This window comes from Streptomyces sp. NBC_00273, from assembly GCF_036178145.1.
GTDB lineage: Bacteria > Actinomycetota > Actinomycetes > Streptomycetales > Streptomycetaceae > Streptomyces.
The window spans coordinates 6,864,135-6,886,855 of the sequence record NZ_CP108067.1 but is presented as its reverse complement, the minus strand read 5'-3'; the positions used below and the strand labels follow the sequence as shown (position 1 = coordinate 6,886,855).

Here is a 22,721-nt window from a genome sequence, read left to right as displayed (position 1 = left end):
GTACCGGACGCCCTCAGCGGAACTCCGCCCGCAGGGCCTCCTGCCAGTCCTTCGCCCATGCGTCCGGGTCCGTTCCGAGGGCGCCCCGCACCGCCACCGGCCACGGTTCGCGCCCCGCCCTCCCGTACAGGTCCACGAGCGCCGCCTCGCCCCATCTCCCCGCGATCAGCCTGCAGGCCAGCCAGGCGCCCTCGTACGCCCGGGCCAGCGCCTCCGGGTCGCCGCCGAAGGCGAAGTCCTCCGCCCGGGGCAGCTCGCCGGGCACCTCGCCCCGCCGTACGGCCCGGGCCAGCGCCGGGGCGGCCTGCTCCGCAGTGGCCGGGGTGCCGCGGTAGGCGGCCCAGTCCGCGAAGCCCTCGGAGAGCCACAGCGGGGTGGTGGCGGTGGTCGCCGCCCGGGTGGCCACATGGGTGACCTCGTGGGTCAGGATGACCCCGCGGCCCGCAGGGCTGAGCTCCGCCCACCCCTGCGGGTTCACGACGACCCGGTCGGCGGGGGCGGGGGCCGCGCCCACCCGGCCCGTCGTGACGGCCCCCATGCCCCGGTACTCGGCCGCAGGACGGCCCAGCAGCTCCGCCATCCGCTCCAGGGACCCGGGGACCAGTACCACGGCCCGGCCCGCCCAGGGCTGCGGCCAGGCGGCGCCCGCCGCGGGCACCGCCCGGTCGGCCTCGGCCGCGATCGCGGACAGCGTCCCCGCCTCCTGACCCACGCCCAGCACCAGCGAGTGCGTCCCGCGGACCACCGACACCGGGCCCTGGTCCCACAGCTGCGGCAACGCGCCCGGCGCGGCCCGGTCCCCGGTGACCAGCCACCGCCCGCCGTCCCGGGTCAGGCGCACTTCGCGCGCCGAGCCGGCCGCGGCCGCGTCGTAGCCGGTCAGCCGGTAGTGCAGCTCCGCCCGGACGGTGGCCCCGGCGCCCTCCCGCCGGACCGCGGAGACCTCGTACGCCCAGCCCTCCAGCGGGATCCCGGCGAGCCGCTCGGGCGGCGTCCGCGACCAGGCGGCGACGGCCTCCCGGATGTCCCGCTCGGCGCCGTCGCGCGGAGCGGGCGCGCCGCACCCGGCGAGCAGCGCGCTCAGCAGGAGCGGCAGCACGCGTGCGAGGGACCGGCGGACGGGGGGCATCCGACGATCGTACGCACGGGTGCGGTCAGGGGCGTCTTGCCGATCAGGCCGGGCTCGCCCGACAAGACACCCCCTAGGGCCGGGTCACCGAGGAGACGGGCATCATCCCGACGGGGTCGTAGCGCACCCGGGCCCCGGGGTACGGGGCGTGCACCACCTGGCCGTTGCCGACGTACATGCCGACGTGGCTGGCGTCCGAGCGGTACGTCACCAGGTCGCCCGGGCGGGCCTGCGACAGCGGCACCCGCCGGCCGGCGTGCCGCTGGGCCTGCGAGGTGCGCGGCAGCGAGACCCCGGCCTGCCGGTACGACCAGACCATCAGCCCGGAGCAGTCGAAGCCGCTGGGGCCGGTGGAGCCCCACACGTACGGCCGGCCGACCGCGGCCCGGGCCGCCCTCACGGCGGCCTCGGCGCGTCCCGAGGAGGGGCCGAGGGAGCCCGGCTCGGGCAGCCCTTCGGGGCGGCCCCCCGAGCGCGAGGAGCGTTCGTAGTCGGCCCGCTCGCCGGAGGGCATGGCGTTGAGCAGGCGCCGGGCGGCCGCGAGCTTCGCGGTGACGGAGCTCTTGTACCGGGCCACGTCGGAACGCAGGGCGTCGAGTTCGGCGAGTTTGCGGGAGGCCTCCTGGCGCTCCTGACCGAGTTCGCGCTGCTCTTCGCGGAGTTCGTCGAGCTGGCGGGCCTGGCGGCCGGTCAGCCGGTCGAGGGCGGCGGCCCGCTCCAGGTACGCGTCGGGGTCCTCGGCCAGCATCAGCCCGACGGCGGGATCGATCCCGCCGCTGCGGTACTGGGCCCCGGCGAAGGTGCCGAGGACGCCCCGCAGGCTGTTGATGCGCTCCTGGCCGCGGGCCACCGCGTCCTGGGCCCGGTTGACCTCGACGCGGAGCCGGTCGGCCTTCTCACCCGCCTCGTTGAAGCGCTCGGTGGCCTGCTCGGCCTCCTCGAAGAGGCGGTCGACCTGGGCGCTGATGCCCGTTCTCGCCCCGCCGCCGGGTTCGTACGGGAAGCCGGGGGCCGCGTTCGCGGGTACGCCCGTCATGGCGACCGCGGCGGTGGCCGCGGCGGCGGCGGTGAGGACGGTGATCTTCGTGTTCCGGTCGAGGCTGCCGAGCCCGGCCCGGCGATGGGACGCCACGTGGAACCGCTCCCTTCCGCTGTGCGGGGCCCGGGTCCGCCCCCCGTGGGCGGCCGTGTACCGGGTTCCGCGGTGGCAGACAGTAGCGGCGCGACCACGCACCGGCCAACGACCGTCGGCGGGCACACATGCCGACGCCCCGCAGGAGACGCAGGTCACCGGCGGGGCGTGTGGTCAGAGGGAAGCCTTGGAATTCGCCCGGATGGGCGGCGTACGGGGCGTCCCGGACCGCGGGGCGGAGCGGATCAGCCGACGCGGACGCCGAACTGGAACGGCATGTTGTCCATGGACTCGTACTTGATGCCGCTGCGCGGGTTCGAGGCGTGCAGCGTCATGTTGTTGCCGGCGTAGAGGCCGACGTGGTGCAGGTCGTCGTAGAAGAAGACCAGGTCACCGGGCTGGAGCTGGCTGCGGCCGATGCGGGTGCCGTCGTTCACCTGGGTGAAGGTGACGCGGCTGATGTTGACGCCGGCCTGCTTGTAGGCCCACTGCGTCAGCCCGGAGCAGTCGTAGACCGTGGGGCCGGTGCCGCCGGACTGGTAGGTGAAGCCCAGCTTCGTCTTGGCGGCTTCGAGGGCGGCTCCGGCGCGGCCGGAGGCCTTGACGTTGCCGAGGTCGACGCGCTGGCCGTCGGCGCGGCTGGCGCGCGTGTCCTCGTCCTTGATCGCCGCGCGCTCCTGGGCGGTCAGGGTGTTGAGGAGGGCCTGGGCCGCGGCGAGCTTCTCGGTGGAGACCTTCTTCTTCTCGCCGAGCTCCTTGCGGGTGGCGTCGAGGTCGGCGAGCTTGCCGGCGGCCTCCTGGCGCTGCTGCGCGAGGGTGCGCTGCTTGTCCTGGATCCGCTGGACCCCCTCGACCTGCTTGGCGCTCAGGTGCTCGAGGGAGGAGGCCTTGTCGAGGTAGCTGTCGGGGTCTTCGGAGAGGAGGAGCGCGAGGGAGGGATCGATGCCGCCGCTGCGGTACTGGGCGCTGGCCATCGAACCGAGCGTGCTGCGGAGGTCGTTGAGCTCGCCCTGGCCGCGCGCGACCTGGTCCTGCAGCTGGCCTATCTCCTTCTCCAGCTTGTCCTGGCGCTCCTTGGCCCCGTTGAACTTCTCGGTGGCCTGCTCCGCCTCTTCGTAGAGCGCGTCGACCTGGCTCTTGACCTCGTCCTTGCTCGGCTTCGCCGGCGCGGCGGAGGCGCTCTGCGCGGTGAGGGCGACGGCCGCGGCCGCGACCGAGGTGAGCACGGTCACACGAGCGCGGTTCGGCTGCTTGGGTCGACGGTGGGACGCCACGAAGGCGAGCTCCTTCTTCCTGGGAGCCGCCGAAGAACGCAACTCGGCAGCACCTTCGCTGCCACCCCGAATGAGTGATCTACCGCACGAAGGTTTGAGCAGACCCTAGTGACCCATCTGTGATCAGTTCAAATCCTGCCGGGCAAAAACTCATCCCTCGACCAGGTTCTTTACCTACAGCGCACGCTCCGTGCAGGTCACTTGACGGTCCGTCCCCCGCGAGTCCCATCAATTCGGGCATTGCGGCGAGGAGTTACGAAACGCGCGAAAGCCGCTTCAGCAACAATGCGGACGTCACGGGCCGCGCACCCGCCTTGGCCACCCCGTCGGCGACCTCCCGGTCCGTGGAGACCACGACCACCGGCCGGCCGGGCGGCTCCGCACGCACCAACTGGCGGATCAGCTCGTCCGCCGTCACCCCGGCCTTGGAGAACAGCACCCGCACCCCGCGCGGCGGCGCGAGCAGCACCGGGGCCGCCAGTTCCGCCCCGTCGAAGACGCAGGTCATCTCCGCACCCGTCTGCGCGGCCAGCATCGACAACCCGCCCAGCAACCGCAGCCGCTGCTTCTCCAGCGGCATCGTCGGGTACCCCGTCTTGGTCACGTTGTAGCCGTCGACCACCAGATGCGCCTGGGGCAGCGCCAACAACTGGTCCAGCAGAGCCGGATCGGTCTCCGAGAGGGCCCGCGCCGCGATGTCCTTCGGCGTCATCCGGCCCGGCTCCACCGCCTCCACCGTGTCGGCCGGCCGCGTCGAGACCGGCGGCAGGGCCAGCTCCCGGCGCAGCCCCTGGGCCGCGTCCAGCACGGTGTCCAGCAGCAGCCGCAGCCGCATGTCCTCGATGCTGCGCCCCTCGCGGGTGGCCCGGCGCGAGGTCTCCAGCGCCGCCTCCACCTCCGCGAGACGGGCCTTGAGCCGCCGGGTCTCGCTCTCGGCAGCGGCCACCCGAGCAGCCGCGTCGCCGCGGATCCCGTCGATCTCCGCATTCACCTTGCGCAGGGCGGCGTCACCCCGCTTGACGTCGCTCAGGGCGCTGCGCAGCTTGCGCTGAAGCGATTCCGCTTCCTTGCGGGCCGCGTCCAGTTCGACCCGGACCTGCTCCCCGCCCGTGCGCTGCAGCTCCCGTGCGTGGGCCAGCTCGTCGCGCAACCGTTCCAGCTCGCGCCGGGTCTCCTCGCCGACCCGCTCGGCGTCGGCGCGCTGCGCCTCCTCGCCCGCGGCGGCCACCAGCTTGACCCAGCCGGCCGGCCGCAGGACGAAGGCGGCGGCCGCCACGTCCAGCGGATCCGCGGCGGCCGGGGGTGCGCCGGCCTCCAGCGCGGCGGCCAGATCGGCCTGCGCCTCGCGCAGCTTCTCGGCGACCCTGCTCCGGAACACGGCGTCGGTCTCGACCGCCGCGGCCATGGCGTTGCCCGCGAACTTGGCGCGCCGGGTCGGGGTGAACCGGGCATACTGGCGCAGCTGCGCCGGGAGGTCCGCGACCGTCAGCGCGCCGAAGGCGTCCGAGACGAGCGCGACGACCCGGCGCCGCACGCCTTCCGGCAGCGGGTGGTCGAGCGCCTCGGCGGCGTCGCCGGCCGCGTCGGCCGGCTCAGCGCCGCTTGCTGGCTCCACAATCCGTCACCCCTACCGTGATCTTCCTGTGGGTGCGTCTCCGTCAGGAGTCCGCGCCCGGCCTGTCCACGAGTTCGATCTGGTCCACCGCGTTGCACCAGCGGCAGCGGACCGACTCGATGGTCTCATTGACCACCTCGCGTTCCTCGACCTTGGGCTCCCCGGCGAGGTCCAGGTGGACGTACTCGACGACCTTCGACGAACGGGTCACGTCGAAGCGCGTGAGGTTGCCGCACAGGGTGCAGCGCCACCGGGTGGTGTCGGTCGGCAGGGGAACCGTCATCAGGCCGCTCTCTCCTTCGTAGCTGATTCAATTAAAGCCGCCCGCGCCGCCGTATGCGTCGTCCTGCGGACCGCAGCTCGTAACCCTACGGCCTGCCACCGCTTCAGGTGGGTCCCCTTACGTCATGCTCTGTCACATGATCGTAAAGTGGCGGGCCGTTCGCGAGGCCGCCCGGGGACCGGTGGTCACCCATGCGCTGATCGCGGGCTGCGCCGTGGTGTTCGTACTCGGCCCGGCCTCGGGGCTCAACCCGGCCTACGGGACCGGGGAAGAGCTGCTGTCCGCCGGGACCGCCTACTTCCGGCGCTGGGGCGTGGTCCCCGACGAGCTCTTCACGGGCAGCCCGCGCGCCTGGCTGACCCCGCTGACCGCGCTGTTCGTCCACGGCAGCTGGCTGCATCTGCTCGGGAACATGCTCTTCCTGTACGTTTTCGGCGCGATGGCGGAGGAACGGATGGGCCGCCCGGCGTTCCTCGTCTTCTACCTCTGTGCGGGGTACCTGGCGATGGCGGCGTACGCGGCGGCCAACGCGGGCTCCCCGCAGACGCTGGTCGGGGCCTCCGGTGCCATCTCGGCCGTGCTGGGCGCCTTCCTCTTCCTGCTCCCGCGGGCGCGGGTGACGAGCCTGTTCCCGTTCCTCTTCTTCCTGCCGCTGCGGTTCCCGGCGTGGATGGTGCTGCTCTTCTGGTTCGCCCTCCAATGGGTGGCGGCGCAGCGGGCCGGCAGCGGGCCGGGGGTCGCCTATCTGGCCCATCTGGTGGGCTTCTCGCTCGGCTTCCTCTACGCGTGGGCGCGCTATCGGGGTACGACTAGAGTGAGGCGACCAGCGACGGCCACCGAGGGAGACAGCCAGCCGTGATCACCGCGATCGTGCTCATCAAGACCAGCGTGGACCGGATCCCCGAGATCGCCGAGTCCATCGCCGCCCTCGAGAACGTCAGCGAGGTCTACTCCGTCACGGGGACGTACGACCTGATCGCGCTGGTCCGCGTGGCCCGCCACGAGAACCTGGCCGACATCATCCCCGGCCGCATCAGCAAGATCCCCGGCGTCGAGGCGACGGACACCCACGTGGCCTTCCGCACGTACTCCCAGCACGACCTGGAAGCGGCGTTCGCGATCGGTCTCGACGCGTAACGCCTCCGGCGCGGTCTGCGGTACGGTCCGGGCCGCGCCCCTCGGCGGGTACCCGGCCCCCACCGGGCTCCGCCCGGACCCGCGCCTCAAACGCCGGCGGGGCTGAGAGTGCGGGGCACCGCCCCACCCTTTGAAGCCCCGCTGGCGATTGAGGCGAAACCACCTCGGCAGAAGGATCCGCGCCACCGAGCCCCACACCGCCGAGCCGGCCGCAGGTCAAAGCGGCGGCAGCAGTTCGTCCGCACGCGGTTGGCGGTGTTCCGCCAGCCAGAACACGTAGCCGCGGAGATGGTCCGCGAGGCCGTCGTCGATGTACGCCACGTACGCCCTGGCACCACCGGCCGCCTCGCGCTCCTCCGCCCGGGCCGAGGCCGACCAGCTCCGGTCCAGGCCCACGGCCCACTCGCGGACCCGGCCCCGGTCCCGCCACCACTCCCGTACCAGCTCCGGCGTCCACCGCTCGTCCCCGTCGCACGCGAAACCGGCCATCGGGTCCTGCCAGGCCGCGGCCATGACCCGGTGCGTCTCCTCGGGCGTGCGCGGCTGGCGGTAGACGAACTCCAGGCCGAACTCGTCGTCGTACAGGATGTGGTCCGGTGCGACCCCCCGGCCCACCCAGCAGGTGTCGGTCGCCGCCCCGTAGAACGGCCCAGGTACGTTGCGCCAGTTGCGCTCCCGCCACGCCTCGGGCCGGGTGTCCCACGAGTCGTTGTACGCGGGCACCCACTCGGCGAGGCCCGGCAGCGGCTCGCCCTCCGCGCAGGCCCGGACGGTCGGTAGCGGATCCCAGTAGCTCATGATCCTTACGGTGTCACACCGCCGGCACGCAGCGGCCCTCCTCCGTGCGGTACTGCCACTTGGCTCCGGAGGTGACCAGTTCCTTCACGGCGCCGACGAAGCGGTCGACGTGCTCGTCGGGGGTGCCGGCGCCGAAGCTGACGCGGATGGCGTTGAGGGAGCGCTCGCCCGGGGCGGCCTCCGGTGCTCCGCATTCGCCCTGGGCCTGCGGCTCGCTGCCCAGCAGGGTGCGGACCAGCGGGTGGGCGCAGAACAGCCCGTCGCGTACGCCGATCCCGTACTCGGCGGACAGCGCGGCGGCGAAGTGGGAGCTGTTCCAGCCGTCCACCACGAAGGAGATGACGCCGACCCGCGGGGCGTCGTCCCCGAAGAGGGAGAGGATCCGGACCTCCGGGACCTGCGCCAGGCCTTCCCGGACCTTCGCGATGAGGTGCTGCTCGCGGGCGACGAGGTTCTCGAAGCCGGCCTCCGTCAGGGCCTTGCAGGCCGAGGCGATGGAGTAGACGCCGATGACGTTCGGGGAGCCGGCCTCGTGGCGGGCCGCGGTGGTGTGCCACTCGACGTCCACGCCGCCGTCCTCGCGCCGGGCCACCTTGCGGGAGGCGCCGCCGCCCGCGAGGTACGGGTCGGCCTGCTGGAGCCAGTCGGCGCGCCCGGCGAGCACGCCCGAGCCGAAGGGCGCGTAGAGCTTGTGCCCGGAGAAGGCGACCCAGTCGACGTCCAGCTCCTGTACGGAGACGGGGTGGTGCGGGGCCAGTTGGGCGGCGTCCAGCACGATGCGCGCGCCGTGGGCGTGCGCGGCGGCGGCGAGTTCCTTGACCGGCCACAGCTCGCCGGTGACGTTGGAGGCTCCGGTGACGCAGACCAGCGCGGGGCCGTAGGGGTCGCGGTCGGCCAGCGCGCGCTCCAGGGTGGCGACGGCCTCGGCCGGGGTGCGCGGCGCGTTGAGATAGGTGACCCGGGCGTTCGTCCACGGCAGCAGCGAGGCGTGGTGCTCGGTCTCGAAGACGAACACCTGGCAGTCGGCGGGGAGTACGGCGGCGAGCAGGTTCAGCGAGTCGGTGGTGGACCGGGTGAAGACGACCTGGTCGGTGGGGCGGCAGTCGAGGAACTCGGCGACGGTGACCCGGCTCTGCTCGAAGAGGTCGGTGGAGAGCTGCGAGAGGTAACCGGCGCCGCGGTGCACGCTGCCGTAGTACGGGGCGTACGCGGCCACGTCGTCCCAGACCCGCTGCAGGGCGGGGGCGCTGGCCGCGTAGTCGAGGGCCGCGTAGGTGACCTCGCCGCCGGTGACGAGGGGGACGGTGACGTCCCGGCCGAGGACCGCGAGCGGCTCGGCACAGGCGGGGTCGACGGTGGCTGCGGCGGCGGTGGCGGGGGCGGCGGCGTTCAGGGATGCGGACATGGCGGTATCTCCCGGCAGGCAGGGCTGAATGGCTTCGGTGTGCCCGTACGCGGGTACGGCGCTGCGGCCGTCCGGGGTACGGGGAGGGTCCTCGGAGCGCACGGGGCGGGGGTACACGGAAGTGACCCTGGTCCGAGGGGTGAAGTAGGGGCGGAGTCGCCCTATCGCATTCGCTTGCTCACGGAAAAAGCTCCTCGAGAAGACCAGGACCCCTGGTGTCGAGGGATCCGCGCTTGCCGTAGGCCTTGTTGCCTACGACCTGGTCATCACCCGGGGCACCCCGCCACGGAAGGAGGGTTGCCGGACAGCAAGCCGGGGCCTAAACGCTGTCACTCGTGACCTGTTCAGCATCCTGCCACATGATCGCGCGTACGCAAGACCCCGGTCCGCATCGTGGACCGGGGTCTTCGCTTCCGCGCCGTTCTCGTCCCGCTACGCGTTGCTGGCCGTCACCCAGCGCTCGAGGGCGGCCCGGGCCGCACCCGAGTCGATGGACTCCGCCGCACGGGCGATGCCGGAGGTGATCTGCTCCTCCAGGGTGCCCGGGCCGGGGTCGAGGGCCACCAGGGCGGCCGCCGAGTTCAGCAGGACGGCGTCGCGGACCGGGCCGGTCTCGCCGGCCAGCAGGCGGCGGGCCACGTCCGCGTTGTACGAGGGGTCCCCGCCGGCCAGGGCGGAGACGTCGACCAGGGAGATGCCCACGTCACGGGGGTCGAAGGCCCGCTCGGAGACCTTGCCGTCGCGGACCCACCAGATGCGCGAGGTCGACGTCGTGGTCAGTTCGTCCAGGCCGTCGTCGCCCCGGAAGACCAGGGCGGAGGAGCCCCGCGCGGCGAGCACGCCGGCGATGATCGGGGCCATCCGGGGATCGGCCACGCCGGTCGCCTGGGCGCGCACCCGGGCCGGGTTGGTCAGCGGGCCCAGCGCGTTGAAGAAGGTCCGGATGCCCAGTTCCTTGCGGGCCGCGGCCACATGGCGCAGTGCCGGGTGGAACTTCACGGCGAAGCAGAAGGTGATGCCGGCCTCCTCGGCGACCTCCACGACCCGCTCCCGGCTCAGCTGGAGGTTCACCCCGAGCTTCTCCAGGACGTCCGAGGACCCGCTCGCGGAGGACGCGGCCCGGTTGCCGTGCTTGACGACCTTGGCGCCGGTACCGGCCACCACGATCGCCGACATCGTGGAGATGTTCACCGTTTTGGCCCCGTCGCCGCCGGTGCCGACGATGTCCACCGTACGGCCCGGCACCTCGATCAGGTTGGCGTGCGCGTACATCGCCCGTACGAGGCCGTTGATCTCCTCGACCGTCTCCCCCTTGGCCCGCAGCGCGACCGTGAAGCCGGCGATCTGGGCGTCGGTGGCCTCCCCCCGCATGATCCGGTCCATGGCCCAGGCGGTGTCCTCCGCGCGCAGGTCCTGGCCCGTCAGCAGAGCGTCGAGAACGCCCGGCCAGCCACGGGCCGCCACGCTGTCGCCGCCTGCCGGGGTCGCAACGTTCATGGTCCGCTCCTGCTGTCGGTGGGCCGCCCCCATTTTCCGGCGCCCACGTCTGATCGGTCAGGGTTCAGCCTATCCAGCCCCGGTTACGGCAAAGAGCCCCGTCCAGACACTGGACGGGGCTCTCGCCGTGGCGACACCAGGACTGACCGAAATCAGTCCCTCATGCGTTCATGCGGGGATCAGTGGTGGCCGTGGCCGGACTGGATCTCCTTGTATTCCTCCACCGTGGGCTTCGGAATCTGGTTGTTCTCGCCGTAGAGGCCCTTGCTGAGCTTCGCGCGCAGCTTCTCGGTGGCCTTCACCTTGCGCTCGACACCGTTCTCGTCGACCGTCGGGCCGATCTCGTACGGCTTGTACTGCTCGTGCGCGGTGAGCTTGTGCAGCTGGCCCGCCGGGAGCGGCTCGTGGACCTCGACGAACTCACCGTGCGGCAGACGCTTGATGATGCCGGTCTCGCGACCGTGCAGCACCTTGTCGTGGTCCCGGCGCTGGAGGCCGAGGCAGATCCGCTTGGTGACGATGAAGGCGAGGACCGGGACGACGAAGAAGCCGATCCGGACGAACCAGGTGATCGAGTTGATCGACAGGTGGAAGTACTGGGCGAACATGTCGTTGCCACCGCCGATGAGGAGCACGATGTACTCCGCGATCCAGGCGACACCGAAGGCCGTACGGGTCGGGACGTTGCGCGGGCGGTCCAGGATGTGGTGCTCGCGCTTGTCCCCGGTGACCCAGGACTCGATGAACGGCCAGACGGCGATCGCGCCGAGCACCAGCGGGAAGAGCAGCAGCGGGATGAACACGCCCAGGACGAGCGTGTGGCCCCACATGTTGATCTCCCAGCCGGGCATGGCTCGGATCAGGCCTTCCGGCATACCCATGTACCAGTCGGGCTGCGCGCCGGTGGACACGTGGTCCGGGCGGTACGGGCCGAGCGCCCAGATCGGGTTGATCGTGGCGACGGCCGCGACGGCCGCGATGACACCGAAGACCAGGAAGAAGAAGCCTCCGGCCTTGGCCATGTAGACCGGCAGCAGCGGCATGCCGACGACGTTGTCGTTCGTCTTGCCGGGACCCGCGAACTGGGTGTGCTTGTGGTAGAAGACCAGGATCAGGTGGGCCACGAGCAGGCCCATCATGATGCCGGGCAGTAGCAGGATGTGCACCGAGTAGAACCGCGCGACGAAGTCGCCGCCCGGGAACTCCCCGCCGAACAGGAACATCGACAGGTACGTGCCGACGACCGGGACGGACAGGATGGCGCCCTGCATGAAGCGGACACCGGTACCCGAGAGCAGGTCGTCCGGCAGCGAGTAACCGGTGAAGCCGGTGAACATGCCGAGGACCAGCAGCAGGAAGCCGAAGATCCAGTTGACCTCACGCGGCTTGCGGAACGCGCCGGTGAAGAAGACGCGCATCATGTGCACGACCATGGCCGCGACGAAGATCAGCGCTGCCCAGTGGTGGATCTGACGGATCAGCAGGCCACCGCGGACGTCGAAGCTGATGTCGAGCGTCGAGGCGAATGCCTCGGACATCATGACGCCCTGCATCGGCACGTACGAGCCGTGGTACACGACCTCGTTCATGCTCGGGTGGAAGAACAGCGTCAGGTACACACCCGTGAGGATGATGATGATGAAGCTGTAGAGGCAGATCTCACCCAGCATGAAGGACCAGTGGTCCGGGAAGATCTTGCGCATGTTGGCCTTGGCCAGGCCGTAGATGCCCAGGCGGCCGTCCGCCCAGTCCGCTACGCGCTCGCCGGCCGGCGCTTTGCGCTCGTTGTTGACGCTGGTGCTCATCCGCGCTCCCAGAATGCAGGACCGACGGGCTCTTCGAAGTCGCCGAGCGCTTCGAGGAAGCCTTCGTCATTCACGCCGATCCGCAGCTGCGGAAGCGCGTGACCGGCCGGGCCGAAGATGACACGGGCGCCGTCGGAGAGGTCGAAGGTGGACTGGTGGCACGGGCAGAGCACGTGGTGCGTCTGCTGCTCGTACAGGCTGATCGGGCAGCCGACGTGGGTGCAGATCTTGGAGTAGGCCACGATCCCGTCGTGGGACCACTCCAGTTCCTTCTTGTCCTTGATGTCGTCCGGCTGGATACGGACGATCATCAGGGCGGCCTTGGCGATCTGGACCTGGAAGTCGTGCTGCTCCTCCTCCAGGCCTTCCGGCCTGGCGAAGGTCAGCGACCCGACGTACACGTCCTCGGGACGCAGCGGCTCGTTCGTGTTGTCGTTGATGAGCAGCTTGCCCTTGGCCCACACGGTCTTGCGCAGCTTGTCCTCGGGCAGCGGGCCCAGGTCGCGCAGCAGCATGACGCCGGCGAGCGGCACCATGGCCATCGCGCCCAGCAGCGTGTTGCGGATCAGGGGCCGGCGACCGATGCCGGACTCGTTCGCGCCGTCGGCGAAGTCCTGCAGGACCTGCGCCTTGACCTCCGGCGGAGCGGCGATCTCGTGGCGCTCGGCGGCGACCTCGACGTCGGACATCAGGGTGCGGGCCCAGTGGACCGCGCCCGCGCCGATGCAGAAGAGGGCCACGCCCAGGGTCATGCCCAGGGAGAAGTTGAGCGCGCTGACCTTCCCGATGGGGAAGATGTAGACGATCTTGTCGACCGGGAAGATCACGTAGGACGCGATGAAGGCGATCGTCGCCAGCATCGACAGCGTGAAGAGCATCGCGACGGTGCGCTCGGAGCGCTTCGCCGCCCGCTCGTCGATGTCCTGGATGCGCGGCTTGTGGACCGGCAGGCCCGGGTCGGCGAACGGGTCGTCCGCGACCGCTACGCCGTGGTGGGCGTCGCCCTGCTCACTCGGCAGGTGCTTGTCTTCGGGAATCTCTTGGCTACTCATGACTTCTTGGCCTTAGCGGTGTGGGCCGCGACCCAGACGGCGACAGCGATCAGCGCACCCAGGGCGAAGATCCAGCCGAACAGACCCTCGGAGACGGGGCCGAGGCCACCGAGCTTCAGGCCGCCGGGGCTGGTCGACTTCTCGCCGTTCACGTTCTGGAGGTACGCGATGATGTCCTTCTTCTGCTTCTCCGGCATGGTGCTGTCGGGGAAGGAGGGCATGTTCTGCGGGCCGGTCTGCATGGCCTCGTAGATGTGCTTCGGCGAGACGTCCTCAAGGTTGGGGGCGTACTTGCCGTTCGTCAGCGCGCCGCCTTCGCCGGTGAAGTTGTGGCACTGCGCGCAGTTGTTGCGGAAGAGCTCACCACCGTTGGCGATGTCGGCGCCCGCCGGGTCGTACTGCTTCGCGGTCGGCGTGATCGGACCGGCGCCGAGGGACGCGATGTACGCGGCCAGCTGGTCGATCTGCGCCTGGTCGTAGATGACGGGCTTCTTCGGCACCTGGGCGCCGGGCTGCTGGGCGGGCATGCGGCCCGTGCTCACCTGGAAGTCGACGGCCGCGGAGCCGACGCCGACCAGGCTCGGGCCGTCAGAGGAACCCTGACCGCCGGTTCCGTGGCAGCTTGCGCAACCCACGGCGTAGAGCTTCTTGCCCTCCTCGATGGCGAGGGACTGGGCGGTTTCATCGGCCTGCGCCTTGCCCGCGGGGGCGAAGGCGGCGTACAGCCCCCCAGTGGCCGCCAGCGCGAGGAGTAGAACGACGACCGCCGCCAGCGGATGGCGTCGTCGTGCGGAGAGCTTTTTCACGGATTACCCCGGTGTCAGGATCTTCTGCGTCGGTGTGTCTGGATGGAATGCCGGGTCTCGCCCGGTGACGTGTTCGCTACTTGATCAGGTAGATCGTCGCGAAGAGGCCGATCCAGACGACGTCGACGAAGTGCCAGTAGTAGGACACGACGATGGCCGACGTGGCCTGTTCGTGGGTGAACCTCTTGGCCGCGTACGTCCGGCCGAGGACCAGCAGGAAGGCGATGAGACCGCCCGTCACGTGCAGACCGTGGAAGCCGGTGGTCAGGTAGAACACCGAGCCGTAGGGGTCTGACGAGAGGGACAGGCCCTCATGCTTGACCAGCTCGGTGTACTCGAACACCTGGCCGCCAATGAAGATCGCACCCATGACGAACGTGATGATGAACCACGTCCGGAGCTTCTTCACGTCACCGCGCTCGGCGGCGAATACGCCGAGCTGGCAGGTGAGCGAGGAAAGCACCAGGATCGTCGTGTTCGTCGCCGAGAAGGGCAGATTCAGGGCCGAGGCCTGCTCTGTCCAGAACTCGGGACCCATCACGGATCGCAGGGTGAAGTACATCGCGAAGAGGGCCGCGAAGAACATCAGCTCGGAACTCAACCAGATGATGGTTCCGACGCTGACGAGGTTCGGCCGGTTGACCGTCGGGTGCGCGTGCCCGGTATCTACTGTCGTTGCTGTCGCCACGACCGACATTATGTCGGTCGCTTATCCCGCCCTCACCCCGGGGGGTGCCGTTCGGAGTGTCAGGGGCGTGTGCAAGGCCCGAACGGCCCATCAGATGAGCCCTCAGCGCGGTCACCTGCGACATGTTCGAACCGATGTTGACCGCGCACCGGGAGGAGTAGCATCCCGCGCAACATCAACGTGATTCACGGCCACGTGGAGGAACGAAATGCGGGCGACTGCGCGGGTTCTGGTCTACAGCGATGACGCGGGCACCCGGGAGCAGGTGCGGCTGGCGGCAGGACGCAGGCCCGCCGCGGACCTGCCGCCGGTGGAGTTCCTGGAGTGCGCGACGCTGCCGGCGGTCCTGACGGAGCTGGACGCGGGCGGCATCGACGTGTGCGTGCTGGACGGCGAGGCGGTTCCGGCCGGGGGCATGGGCGTGTGCCGACAGATCAAGGACGAGATCTTCCGGTGTCCGCCGGTGCTGTTGCTGATGGGGCGCCCCCAGGACGCCTGGCTGGCCACGTGGAGCCGCGCGGACGCCGCCGTGACCCTTCCGGTGGACCCGGTGCAGTTCGCGGACACCCTGGCGGGCCTCCTGAGGACCCGTCTGTCCCTGGACGCCTGATACGACCCCCTGAGCGCCCGTGTGCGCCCCTTGGGGGCCGTACGGGTGAACGGGCCGGGAATTCTCCCCCCGGACGCCGTCCGGGGGGAGGGGCCGGCCCGGGACCGCCTAGACGCTGGGGCGCAGGCGGGCCTGGTCGACCGGACTGCGGCCCTCCTGGGTGCCCTTGAGCAGGGCGCTGCCCTGGCGCCAGTCCTTCCAGTCCATGTTCCAGTCGCCGAAGCCGTTGCCGAAGACGTCCATGTCGTCGCCGATGCTGTTGATCACCTGGACGACGTCGCCCTCGGTGATGTTCTCGTAGAACCAGGCGGCGTTGCCGGTGCTCATGCCCGTGCAGCCGTGGCTGACGTTCTCGTAGCCCTGGGAGCCGACGGACCACGGTGCGGCGTGGACGTATTCACCACTCCAGGTGACGCGGGTGGCGTAGTAGACGGGCAGGTTGTAGTACTCGCTGCCGCCGATGCCGACGGTGTCGCCGCGCATCTGTACGAAGTACTGCTTGCCCAGCACCACCTTGATGCCGTTGCGGGTGGAGAAGCCGGGCTTTCCGGTGGTCACCGGAATGGTGTTGATCACTTCTCCGTTGCGCTTGAACGTGAGGTAGTGCGAGGAGGCGTCGGTGGTGACCTCGACCCGGTCCCCGATCTCCAGCTTCAGCGGCTTGGCGACGGCCCCGTGGAGCTCGTCGGTGATCCGGACGCCCTCCAGGTTGCTCCGTACGGAGACGGCGGAGTTGGCTGGCCAGTAGTCCTTGGGCCGGTAGTGGAGGTTCTTGTCGTCCACCCAGTGCCAGGCGCCCTCGACGCCGGGCGGGGCGTCGACGACGAGGCCCCGTTCCACGATGGCGCGGGCGGCCTTGTCCTTGACCGGCTCGCTGAGTTCGGCGGTGATGGGCTGCCCGACGCCGTACTTGCCCGCGTCCGGGCCGAACTCGACCTTCAGGATCCCCTTGGACGGGGTGGTGTCGAAGGTGAGCGTGCGCTGCCCGGGGGCGCCCCGCTCGTCCTCGGTGCTCACGGTGACCGTGTAGCGGACGCCTGAGGCCATCGGGGTCGTGCTGTGCCAGCGGTCCCCCTTGGCGCTCAGTTCGCCCGCCAGGCGGCGGCCGTGGGTGTCCACGGCCAGCACGTCGGTGATCCGGCCGCCGCCGCTCTTGGCGGTGATTTCGAGGGGCCGGTCGGGGTCCACGGGGCGGCTGTCGGCGCGCTGGTTGAAGGCGACCTGATCGCCCGCGTCGTACGGGCGGGCTGACAGCGGGTTCTTGTCGCCGGACCCGCATGCGGTGGCGCCGGCCCCGAGGGACGCGACCAGCAGGGAGCAGCTGAGTACCGTCCAAAGACGCGGTGAGTGCTTCATGGAGCCAACGCTATGAAGATATGACAATTACGGCGCGCGGGGTGACTGCAAACGAGGGGCCCGGGCTCCTCCTGAAGGAGGTGCCCGGGCCCCAAGTGCGTCGCGGCGCGGCCGCGAAGGTGTTGCTACTGGTTCTGGTTCTCACCGCGGTAGTACTCGTACACCCAGCCCCACAGGCCGATCATGATGATCGGGGCCGAGAAGTACATGAGCCACCAGCCGAAGATGACGCCCATGAACGCGAGCGCACCGCCGATGCCGAGCGAGAGCGGCTGCCAGCTGTGCGGGGAGAAGAACCCCAGCTCGCCCGCCTCGTCGGCGACGTCGGCCTCCAGGTTGTCCTGGGCCATCTCGTCGACGCGCTTGGCCGTGAAGGCCAGGTAGTAGCCGATCATGACGCTCAGGCCGAAGGCCAGGAAGAGCGCGGTGGTACCGACGGGCTCCTTCGACCACACGCCGTACACGACGGCCATGATCAGGATGAAGAAGGAGAGCCAGAGGAACATCTTGCCCTGGATCTTCACTTGTCGGCCTCCTTGCCGCCGGTGACGGCCTGGGCGGCGACGCTGTGGTCCTCGAGGTGGTCGAGGGCCGCGATCTCAGGGTGGTGCAGGTCGAACGCCGGGGACTCGGAACGGATCCGCGGCAGGGTGAGGAAGTTGTGCCGCGGCGGCGGGCAGGACGTCGCCCACTCGAGCGAACGGCCGTAACCCCACGGGTCGTCGACCTCGATCTTCTTGCCGTACTTGGCGGTCTTCCAGACGTTGTACATGAACGGCAGCATCGACAGGCCGAGCACGAACGAGCTGATCGTCGAGATCGTGTTCAGCGCGGTGAAACCGTCGGCGGCGAGGTAGTCCGCGTAACGACGCGGCATGCCCTCGGCACCGAGCCAGTGCTGCACCAGGAAGGTGCCGTGGAAGCCGACGAACAGCGTCCAGAACGTCATCTTGCCGAGACGCTCGTCCAGCATCTTGCCCGTGAACTTCGGCCACCAGAAGTGGAATCCGGCGAACATCGCGAACACCACGGTGCCGAAGACGACGTAGTGGAAGTGCGCGACGACGAAGTACGAGTCGGAGACGTGGAAGTCCATCGGGGGCGAGGCCAGGATGACGCCGGTCAGACCACCGAAGGTGAAGGTGACCAGGAAGCCGATCGTCCAGAGCATCGGGGTCTCGAAGGACAGCGAGCCCTTCCACATGGTGCCGATCCAGTTGAAGAACTTCACACCGGTCGGTACCGCGATCAGGAAGGTCATGAAGGAGAAGAACGGCAGCAGCACACCACCGGTGACGTACATGTGGTGGGCCCACACGGTCACGGAGAGACCGGCGATCGCGATCGTCGCGGCGATCAGGCCGATGTAGCCGAACATCGGCTTGCGGCTGAAGACCGGAATGATCTCGGAGACGATTCCGAAGAATGGCAGCGCGATGATGTACACCTCTGGGTGCCCGAAGAACCAGAAGAGGTGCTGCCATAGCAATGCGCCGCCGTTGGCGGAATCGAATACGTGCGCACCGAACTTGCGGTCGGCCTCCAGCGCGAAGAGCGCGGCGGCCAGCACCGGGAAGGCGAGCAGGACCAGAACACCGGTCAGCAGCACGTTCCAGGTGAAGATCGGCATGCGGAACATCGTCATGCCGGGAGCGCGCATGCAGATGATCGTGGTGATGAAGTTGACCGAGCCGAGGATGGTTCCGAAGCCGGAGAAGGCCAGACCCATGATCCACATGTCGGCGCCGATGCCCGGCGACCGGACCGCGTCCGACAGCGGGGAGTAGGCGAACCAACCGAAGTCGGCGGCGCCGTTCGGCGTGACGAAGCCGGCCACCGCGATGGTCGAGCCGAAGAGGTACAGCCAGTACGCGAACATGTTCAGCCGCGGGAACGCCACGTCGGGCGCACCGATCTGCAGCGGCATGATCCAGTTGGCGAAGCCCGCGAAGAGCGGGGTGGCGAACATCAGCAGCATGATCGTGCCATGCATGGTGAACGCCTGGTTGAACTGCTCGTTCGACATGATCTGCGTGCCCGGACGGGCCAGCTCGGCACGCATGAAGAGCGCCAGCAGGCCGCCGATGATGAAGAACACGAACGACGTGACCAGGTACATCGTGCCGATGGTCTTGTGGTCGGTCGTGGTCAGCCACTTCACGACCACGTTGCCCGGCTGCTTGCGCCGTACCGGCAGCTCGTTCTCATACGAGTCGGCGGCGGCACCCTGGGATTCGTTGAGGATGCTCACAGTTTGTTCACTTCCGCATTCCGGGCCGGGTCGGTCTGCTGGATGCCGGCCGGGAGGTAGCCGGTCTGACCCTTCTCCGCCAGATCCTTCAGGTACGCCCGGTACTCCTCGGGGGAGACCACCTTGACGTTGAAGAGCATCCGGGAGTGGTCAACGCCGCAGAGCTCGGCGCACTTGCCCATGAAGGTGCCGTATTCGGACGGGGTGACCTCGAAGACGTTGGTGTGGCCCGGAATGACGTCCTGCTTGAACAGGAACGGGACCACCCAGAAGGAGTGGATCACGTCGTTCGACGACAGGATGAAACGGACCTTCTCGCCCTTGGGGAGGACCAGGGTCGGACCCGGGTTGCCCGTCTGGGGGTTCCGGTCGCCCGGGACGCCCTTCTGGTAGACGCCCTCGGCGCCCGCCGGGAAGTCCTTGGTGAAGCGGTCCGGGATGGAGGCCAGCTCCTTGGGGACCGCGCCCGCCTTCGGGGTCGCCGCGTCGCCGTCGACGTTCTCGACGTAGTTGAAGCCCCAGCTCCACTGGAAGCCGATCACGTTGATCGTGTGCGGCGGCTTCGGGGTGAGGGCCAGCAGCTTCGACTCGTCACGAGCGGTGAAGTAGAAGAGCACCGAGACGATGATGAGCGGGACCACGGTGTACAGCGCCTCGATGGGCATGTTGTACCGGGTCTGCGCAGGGACCTCGATCTTCGTCCGGCTGCGCCGGTGGAAGATGACGCTCCAGATGATCAGGCCCCACACGAGGATGCCCGTGACCAGCGCGGCCGCCCAGGATCCCTGCCACAGGGAGAGGATGCGCGGCGCCTCCTCGGTTACCGGAGTCGGCATTCCGAGGCGGGGGAAGTCTTTCCATGTATACGAGCAACCAGTGGCGGTCGCCAGGACCACGCCCGCAGTCAGCGCCTGCAGCAGCTTCCGCCGCATCGGGCGCCGCGGCGAGCGGTCGGAGCCGTAGGGACTCACGTAGCGCCTTCCCGAGAGTCTCGGCCCGCGCGGCCGGCCGCGGCCGTGTTCGGGTCGGTCGCCGGCCCTGACGCAGGCAGGGGTTTGGATGTTTATGCGGACCAAACCCTACTGGACGCTATTTGGGGTCGCGCGGGGAGGGTGCCCAACGCGCCGCTACTGCCCCCGAAGGGATGGATCCGCCGTCCGGGGGACGGCGCGAATGGCCCTGAATGGCGGGCTCCGGAGCACATCTGACGCCCCCTGACCTCGAACGCTCGGGGGCTGGAGCTAGCGTGGCCGGATGCCGTACTTCGACGTCGCGTCCGCCGCTCCCCTGCACCCCGTGGCCCGCCAGGCGCTGCAGGCCTCCCTGGACGAGGGCTGGGCCGATCCGGCCCGGCTCTACCGGGAGGGAAGGCGCGCCCGGCTGTTGCTGGACGCGGCGCGGGAGGCCGCCGCGGAGGCGGTGGGATGCCGGGCCGACGAGCTCGTGTTCACTCCTTCGGGGACGCACGCGGTTCACACGGGGGTGGCGGGGGTCCTCGCGGGGCGCCGGCGCATCGGAAGTCATCTGGTCGTATCGGCGGTCGAACACAGTTCTGTATTGCACGCGGCCGAGGCGCACGGGGCGCGCGGCGGGACGGTGACCGAGGTCCCGGTGGACCGGTGGGGCGCGGTGACGCCCGCCGCCTACGCGCAGGCGCTCGTCCCGGAGAGCGCCCTCGCCTGCCTCCAGTCGGCCAACCACGAGGTGGGCACGGTCCAGCCGGTGGCGGAGGTGGCCGAGGTCTGCGGGGCGGCCGGGGTGCCGCTGCTGGTGGACGCGGCCCAGTCGCTGGGCTGGGGGCCGGTGGAGGGCGCCTGGTCCGTACTGGCCGCGAGTGCGCACAAGTGGGGCGGCCCGCCCGGGGTCGGCCTGCTGGCGGTCCGCAAGGGGGTGCGCTTCTCCCCCCAAAACCCCGCGGACGAGCGGGAGTCGGGCCGCTCCCCCGGTTTCGCGAACCTGCCCGCGATCGTGGCCGCGGCGGCTTCCCTGCGGGCCGTACGGGCCGAGGCGGACGCGGAGGCCGCCCGGCTGCGGGTCCTCGTGGACCGCATCCGGCGGCGGGTGGTGCGGCTGGTCCCGGACGTGGAGGTGGTGGGCGATCCGGAGCGGCGGCTGCCGCACCTGGTCACCTTCTCCTGCCTGTACGTCGACGGGGAGACGCTGCTGCACGAGCTGGACCGGGCCGGCTTCTCGGTCTCCTCCGGCTCCTCGTGCACGAGCTCCACGCTGACCCCCAGTCACGTGCTGCGGGCGATGGGCGTGCTGTCGGAGGGGAACGTACGGGTGTCCCTGCCGCCGGGGACCCCGGCGGAGGAGGTCAACGCGTTCCTGGAGGTGCTGCCGCGCGCGGTGGCGGACGTACGGGAACGCCTCGGTGTGTCGGAGCCCCCTGCGGTGGCGCCGGTGGCGGACTCCCTGGAGCTCGACGCGCTCGGGCTGCGGTGCCCCCAGCCGGTGATCGAACTGGCCCGGGCCATCGTGACGGTCCCGGTGGGCGGGACCGTCACGGTCGTCTCCGACGACGAGGTGGCCCGGCTGGACATCCCGGCGTGGTGCGCGATGCGGGGGCACACCTACGTGGGCGAGACCCCGCGCGAGGTCGGCTCCGCCTACACGGTCCGCCGCGCCACCTGACCGAGCCGTCCCCAGCCGATCCGGCCCCGCCGGGCAATTCCAGCCCCTCCGGCGTTTGAGCAGGGGGCACCTCCCAGCGGTAGCCGGGGGAGGGTCCGGGCGGAGCCCGGTGCCCGGCGGAGCCGGGTTCCCTGGGGCTCCGCCCCAGACCCCGCTCCTCAAACGCCGGAGGGGCTGGATGCAGCCCGGGCCTCCCCCGGAAGGGATGGAAGCCTGGCCCGGGCCCAGACGGCGGCGGGGTCAGGCGAGGTGGGCGCGGACCTCCGTCGCGGCTTCGTCGCCGTAGGCCTTGGTGAAGCGCTCCATGAAGTGGGCACGGGCCAGGGTGTACTCCTGGGTGCCCAGGGTCTCGATCACCAGCGTCGCGAGCATGCAGCCCAGCTGCGCCGCACGCTCCAGGTCGACGCCCCAGCCCAGACCGGTCAGGAACCCGGCGCGGAACGCGTCGCCGACACCCGTCGGGTCGACCTTCGCGGTCTCCTCCGGGCAGCCGACCACGATCGGGGCCTCGCCGACGCGCTCGATCCGGACGCCGTTGGAGCCCAGCGTGGTCACGCGGGTGCCGACCTTCGACAGGATCTCCTCGTCGGTCCAGCCGGACTTCGACTCGATGAGGCCCTTCTCGTACTCGTTCGAGAAGAGGAAGGTCGCGCCCTCCATCAGGGTGCGGATGTTGTCGCCGTCCATCCGCGCGATCTGCTGCGAGAAGTCGGCGGCGAAGGGGATCCCGCGCGTACGGCACTCCTCTGTGTGGCGCAGCATCGCCTCGGGGTCGTCCGCACCGATCAGGACGAGGTCGAGCCCGCCCACCCGGTCGGCGACGGACTTCAGCTCGATCAGCCGGGCCTCGCTCATCGCGCCCGTGTAGAAGGAGCCGATCTGGTTGTGGTCGGAGTCCGTGGTGCACACGAAGCGCGCGGTGTGCAGCACCTCGGAGATCCGTACGGACTCGGTGTCGACGCCGTGCCGGTCCAGCCAGGCGCGGTACTCGTCGAAGTCGGAGCCGGCGGCTCCGACGAGGATCGGGCGGATGCCGAGCTGCCCCATACCGAAGCAGATGTTCGGGCCGACCCCGCCCCGCCGGACGTCGAGGTTGTCGACGAGGAAGGAGAGGGAGACCGTGTGCAGCTGGTCCGCGACCAGCTGGTCGGCGAAACGGCCGGGGAAGGTCATGAGGTGGTCGGTGGCGATGGAGCCGGTGACTGCGATGCGCACGGCGTGGACGCTCCTGCTGAGGACGGCGAGGGAC

21 protein-coding genes and 1 riboswitch are annotated in these 22,721 nt (G+C 70.2%); of the genes, 4 read left to right on the top strand and 17 right to left on the bottom strand.

Translation table 11 applies throughout. From position 1 onward, the window contains the following. Window positions 1–13: 13 nt before the first annotated feature. From OG386_RS30640 to OG386_RS30620, 5 genes are all read right to left on the bottom strand, one after another. Complete coding sequence (locus OG386_RS30640) at window positions 14–1,129, bottom strand: hypothetical protein (protein WP_328790780.1); 1,116 nt, start codon at window positions 1,127–1,129, stop codon at window positions 14–16. A 73-nt stretch (window positions 1,130–1,202) separates the two neighbouring features. Continuing rightward, complete coding sequence (locus OG386_RS30635; protein WP_328790779.1) at window positions 1,203–2,261, bottom strand: C40 family peptidase; 1,059 nt, start codon at window positions 2,259–2,261, stop codon at window positions 1,203–1,205. A 245-nt stretch (window positions 2,262–2,506) separates the two neighbouring features. Beyond that, window positions 2,507–3,535 carry a C40 family peptidase gene (locus OG386_RS30630; protein WP_328790778.1) on the bottom strand — a complete coding sequence of 343 codons (1,029 nt, stop codon included), beginning with the start codon at window positions 3,533–3,535 and terminating at the stop codon, window positions 2,507–2,509. A gap of 253 nt (window positions 3,536–3,788) precedes the next feature. After that, entirely contained in the window at window positions 3,789–5,153 is a 1,365-nt protein-coding gene (locus OG386_RS30625; protein WP_328793417.1) for an NYN domain-containing protein, read from the bottom strand. A gap of 40 nt (window positions 5,154–5,193) precedes the next feature. Then, window positions 5,194–5,433, bottom strand: a complete 240-nt coding sequence (locus tag OG386_RS30620; RefSeq protein ID WP_008738811.1) for a hypothetical protein — start codon at window positions 5,431–5,433, stop codon at window positions 5,194–5,196. Between the two features lie 124 nt (window positions 5,434–5,557). Between OG386_RS30620 and OG386_RS30615 the strand changes: the two genes are divergently transcribed. Then, complete coding sequence (locus OG386_RS30615; RefSeq protein WP_328790777.1) at window positions 5,558–6,292, top strand: rhomboid family intramembrane serine protease; 735 nt, start codon at window positions 5,558–5,560, stop codon at window positions 6,290–6,292. Continuing rightward, window positions 6,289–6,570 (top strand): Lrp/AsnC family transcriptional regulator, encoded by a 282-nt coding sequence (locus OG386_RS30610; RefSeq protein WP_030013053.1) that lies wholly within the window; start codon window positions 6,289–6,291, stop codon window positions 6,568–6,570. Before OG386_RS30615 ends, OG386_RS30610 begins: the two co-directional genes overlap by 4 nt. 216 nt (window positions 6,571–6,786) lie before the next feature. On the opposite strand, the gene OG386_RS30605 is transcribed toward OG386_RS30610, so the two are convergent. From OG386_RS30605 to ctaE, 7 genes are all read right to left on the bottom strand, one after another. Continuing rightward, window positions 6,787–7,368: a ferredoxin gene (locus tag OG386_RS30605; RefSeq protein WP_328790776.1), complete on the bottom strand. Its 582-nt coding sequence runs from the start codon at window positions 7,366–7,368 to the stop codon at window positions 6,787–6,789. A 13-nt stretch (window positions 7,369–7,381) separates the two neighbouring features. Further along, the gene (locus OG386_RS30600) at window positions 7,382–8,773 is read right to left on the bottom strand and encodes an aminotransferase class V-fold PLP-dependent enzyme (protein WP_328790775.1); all 1,392 of its coding nucleotides are present in this window, start codon (window positions 8,771–8,773) and stop codon (window positions 7,382–7,384) included. A gap of 224 nt (window positions 8,774–8,997) precedes the next feature. Beyond that, a riboswitch (SAM riboswitch) is annotated at window positions 8,998–9,114 on the bottom strand. 91 nt (window positions 9,115–9,205) lie between these two features. Further along, on the bottom strand, window positions 9,206–10,270 hold the full coding sequence (gene trpD, locus OG386_RS30595; protein WP_327385891.1) for an anthranilate phosphoribosyltransferase: 1,065 nt from the start codon (window positions 10,268–10,270) through the stop codon (window positions 9,206–9,208). 179 nt (window positions 10,271–10,449) lie between these two features. Beyond that, entirely contained in the window at window positions 10,450–12,075 is a 1,626-nt protein-coding gene (gene qcrB / locus OG386_RS30590; protein ID WP_327385890.1) for a cytochrome bc1 complex cytochrome b subunit, read from the bottom strand. Then, complete coding sequence (gene qcrA, locus OG386_RS30585) at window positions 12,072–13,127, bottom strand: cytochrome bc1 complex Rieske iron-sulfur subunit (protein ID WP_328790774.1); 1,056 nt, start codon at window positions 13,125–13,127, stop codon at window positions 12,072–12,074. Before qcrA ends, qcrB begins: the two co-directional genes overlap by 4 nt. Further along, window positions 13,124–13,933 carry a cytochrome bc1 complex diheme cytochrome c subunit gene (gene qcrC / locus OG386_RS30580; protein ID WP_266597481.1) on the bottom strand — a complete coding sequence of 270 codons (810 nt, stop codon included), beginning with the start codon at window positions 13,931–13,933 and terminating at the stop codon, window positions 13,124–13,126. Before qcrC ends, qcrA begins: the two co-directional genes overlap by 4 nt. Window positions 13,934–14,009: 76 nt before the next feature. Next, on the bottom strand, window positions 14,010–14,630 hold the full coding sequence (ctaE, locus tag OG386_RS30575; RefSeq protein ID WP_328790773.1) for an aa3-type cytochrome oxidase subunit III: 621 nt from the start codon (window positions 14,628–14,630) through the stop codon (window positions 14,010–14,012). 199 nt (window positions 14,631–14,829) lie between these two features. Between ctaE and OG386_RS30570 the strand changes: the two genes are divergently transcribed. Beyond that, entirely contained in the window at window positions 14,830–15,231 is a 402-nt protein-coding gene (locus OG386_RS30570) for a hypothetical protein (RefSeq protein ID WP_266597477.1), read from the top strand. A gap of 108 nt (window positions 15,232–15,339) precedes the next feature. Here the strand turns inward: OG386_RS30570 and OG386_RS30565 are convergent, their stop codons facing one another. From OG386_RS30565 to ctaC, 4 genes are all read right to left on the bottom strand, one after another. Further along, entirely contained in the window at window positions 15,340–16,587 is a 1,248-nt protein-coding gene (locus OG386_RS30565) for a L,D-transpeptidase (protein ID WP_328790772.1), read from the bottom strand. A gap of 125 nt (window positions 16,588–16,712) precedes the next feature. Next, window positions 16,713–17,111: a cytochrome c oxidase subunit 4 gene (locus OG386_RS30560; protein ID WP_053692942.1), complete on the bottom strand. Its 399-nt coding sequence runs from the start codon at window positions 17,109–17,111 to the stop codon at window positions 16,713–16,715. Further along, entirely contained in the window at window positions 17,108–18,838 is a 1,731-nt protein-coding gene (ctaD, locus tag OG386_RS30555) for an aa3-type cytochrome oxidase subunit I (protein ID WP_328790771.1), read from the bottom strand. The genes OG386_RS30560 and ctaD overlap by 4 nt, the downstream gene beginning before the upstream one ends. Continuing rightward, window positions 18,835–19,809 (bottom strand): aa3-type cytochrome oxidase subunit II, encoded by a 975-nt coding sequence (gene ctaC / locus OG386_RS30550; RefSeq protein ID WP_266597468.1) that lies wholly within the window; start codon window positions 19,807–19,809, stop codon window positions 18,835–18,837. The genes ctaD and ctaC overlap by 4 nt, the downstream gene beginning before the upstream one ends. Window positions 19,810–20,092: 283 nt before the next feature. Between ctaC and OG386_RS30545 the strand changes: the two genes are divergently transcribed. Continuing rightward, entirely contained in the window at window positions 20,093–21,472 is a 1,380-nt protein-coding gene (locus OG386_RS30545; RefSeq protein WP_327385882.1) for a cysteine desulfurase/sulfurtransferase TusA family protein, read from the top strand. Window positions 21,473–21,712: 240 nt separating this feature from the next. Here the strand turns inward: OG386_RS30545 and OG386_RS30540 are convergent, their stop codons facing one another. Then, window positions 21,713–22,687: a carbohydrate kinase family protein gene (locus OG386_RS30540; protein WP_328790770.1), complete on the bottom strand. Its 975-nt coding sequence runs from the start codon at window positions 22,685–22,687 to the stop codon at window positions 21,713–21,715. Window positions 22,688–22,721: the final 34 nt, after the last annotated feature.

What these genes read in the sequence shown, in the direction of transcription:
- OG386_RS30640 (WP_328790780.1), bottom strand. Translation starts at nt 1,129, where the DNA reads ATGCCCCCCGTCCGCCGGTCCCTCGCACGCGTGCTGCCGCTCCTGCTG.
- OG386_RS30620 (WP_008738811.1), bottom strand. Translation starts at nt 5,433, where the DNA reads ATGACGGTTCCCCTGCCGACCGACACCACCCGGTGGCGCTGCACCCTG.
- OG386_RS30615 (WP_328790777.1), top strand. Translation starts at nt 5,558, where the DNA reads ATGCTCTGTCACATGATCGTAAAGTGGCGGGCCGTTCGCGAGGCCGCC.
- OG386_RS30605 (WP_328790776.1), bottom strand. Translation starts at nt 7,368, where the DNA reads ATGAGCTACTGGGATCCGCTACCGACCGTCCGGGCCTGCGCGGAGGGC.
- OG386_RS30600 (WP_328790775.1), bottom strand. Translation starts at nt 8,773, where the DNA reads ATGTCCGCATCCCTGAACGCCGCCGCCCCCGCCACCGCCGCCGCAGCC.
- trpD (WP_327385891.1), bottom strand. Translation starts at nt 10,270, where the DNA reads ATGAACGTTGCGACCCCGGCAGGCGGCGACAGCGTGGCGGCCCGTGGC.
- qcrB (WP_327385890.1), bottom strand. Translation starts at nt 12,075, where the DNA reads ATGAGCACCAGCGTCAACAACGAGCGCAAAGCGCCGGCCGGCGAGCGC.
- qcrA (WP_328790774.1), bottom strand. Translation starts at nt 13,127, where the DNA reads ATGAGTAGCCAAGAGATTCCCGAAGACAAGCACCTGCCGAGTGAGCAG.
- ctaE (WP_328790773.1), bottom strand. Translation starts at nt 14,630, where the DNA reads ATGTCGGTCGTGGCGACAGCAACGACAGTAGATACCGGGCACGCGCAC.
- OG386_RS30570 (WP_266597477.1), top strand. Translation starts at nt 14,830, where the DNA reads ATGCGGGCGACTGCGCGGGTTCTGGTCTACAGCGATGACGCGGGCACC.
- OG386_RS30565 (WP_328790772.1), bottom strand. Translation starts at nt 16,587, where the DNA reads ATGAAGCACTCACCGCGTCTTTGGACGGTACTCAGCTGCTCCCTGCTG.
- OG386_RS30545 (WP_327385882.1), top strand. Translation starts at nt 20,093, where the DNA reads ATGCCGTACTTCGACGTCGCGTCCGCCGCTCCCCTGCACCCCGTGGCC.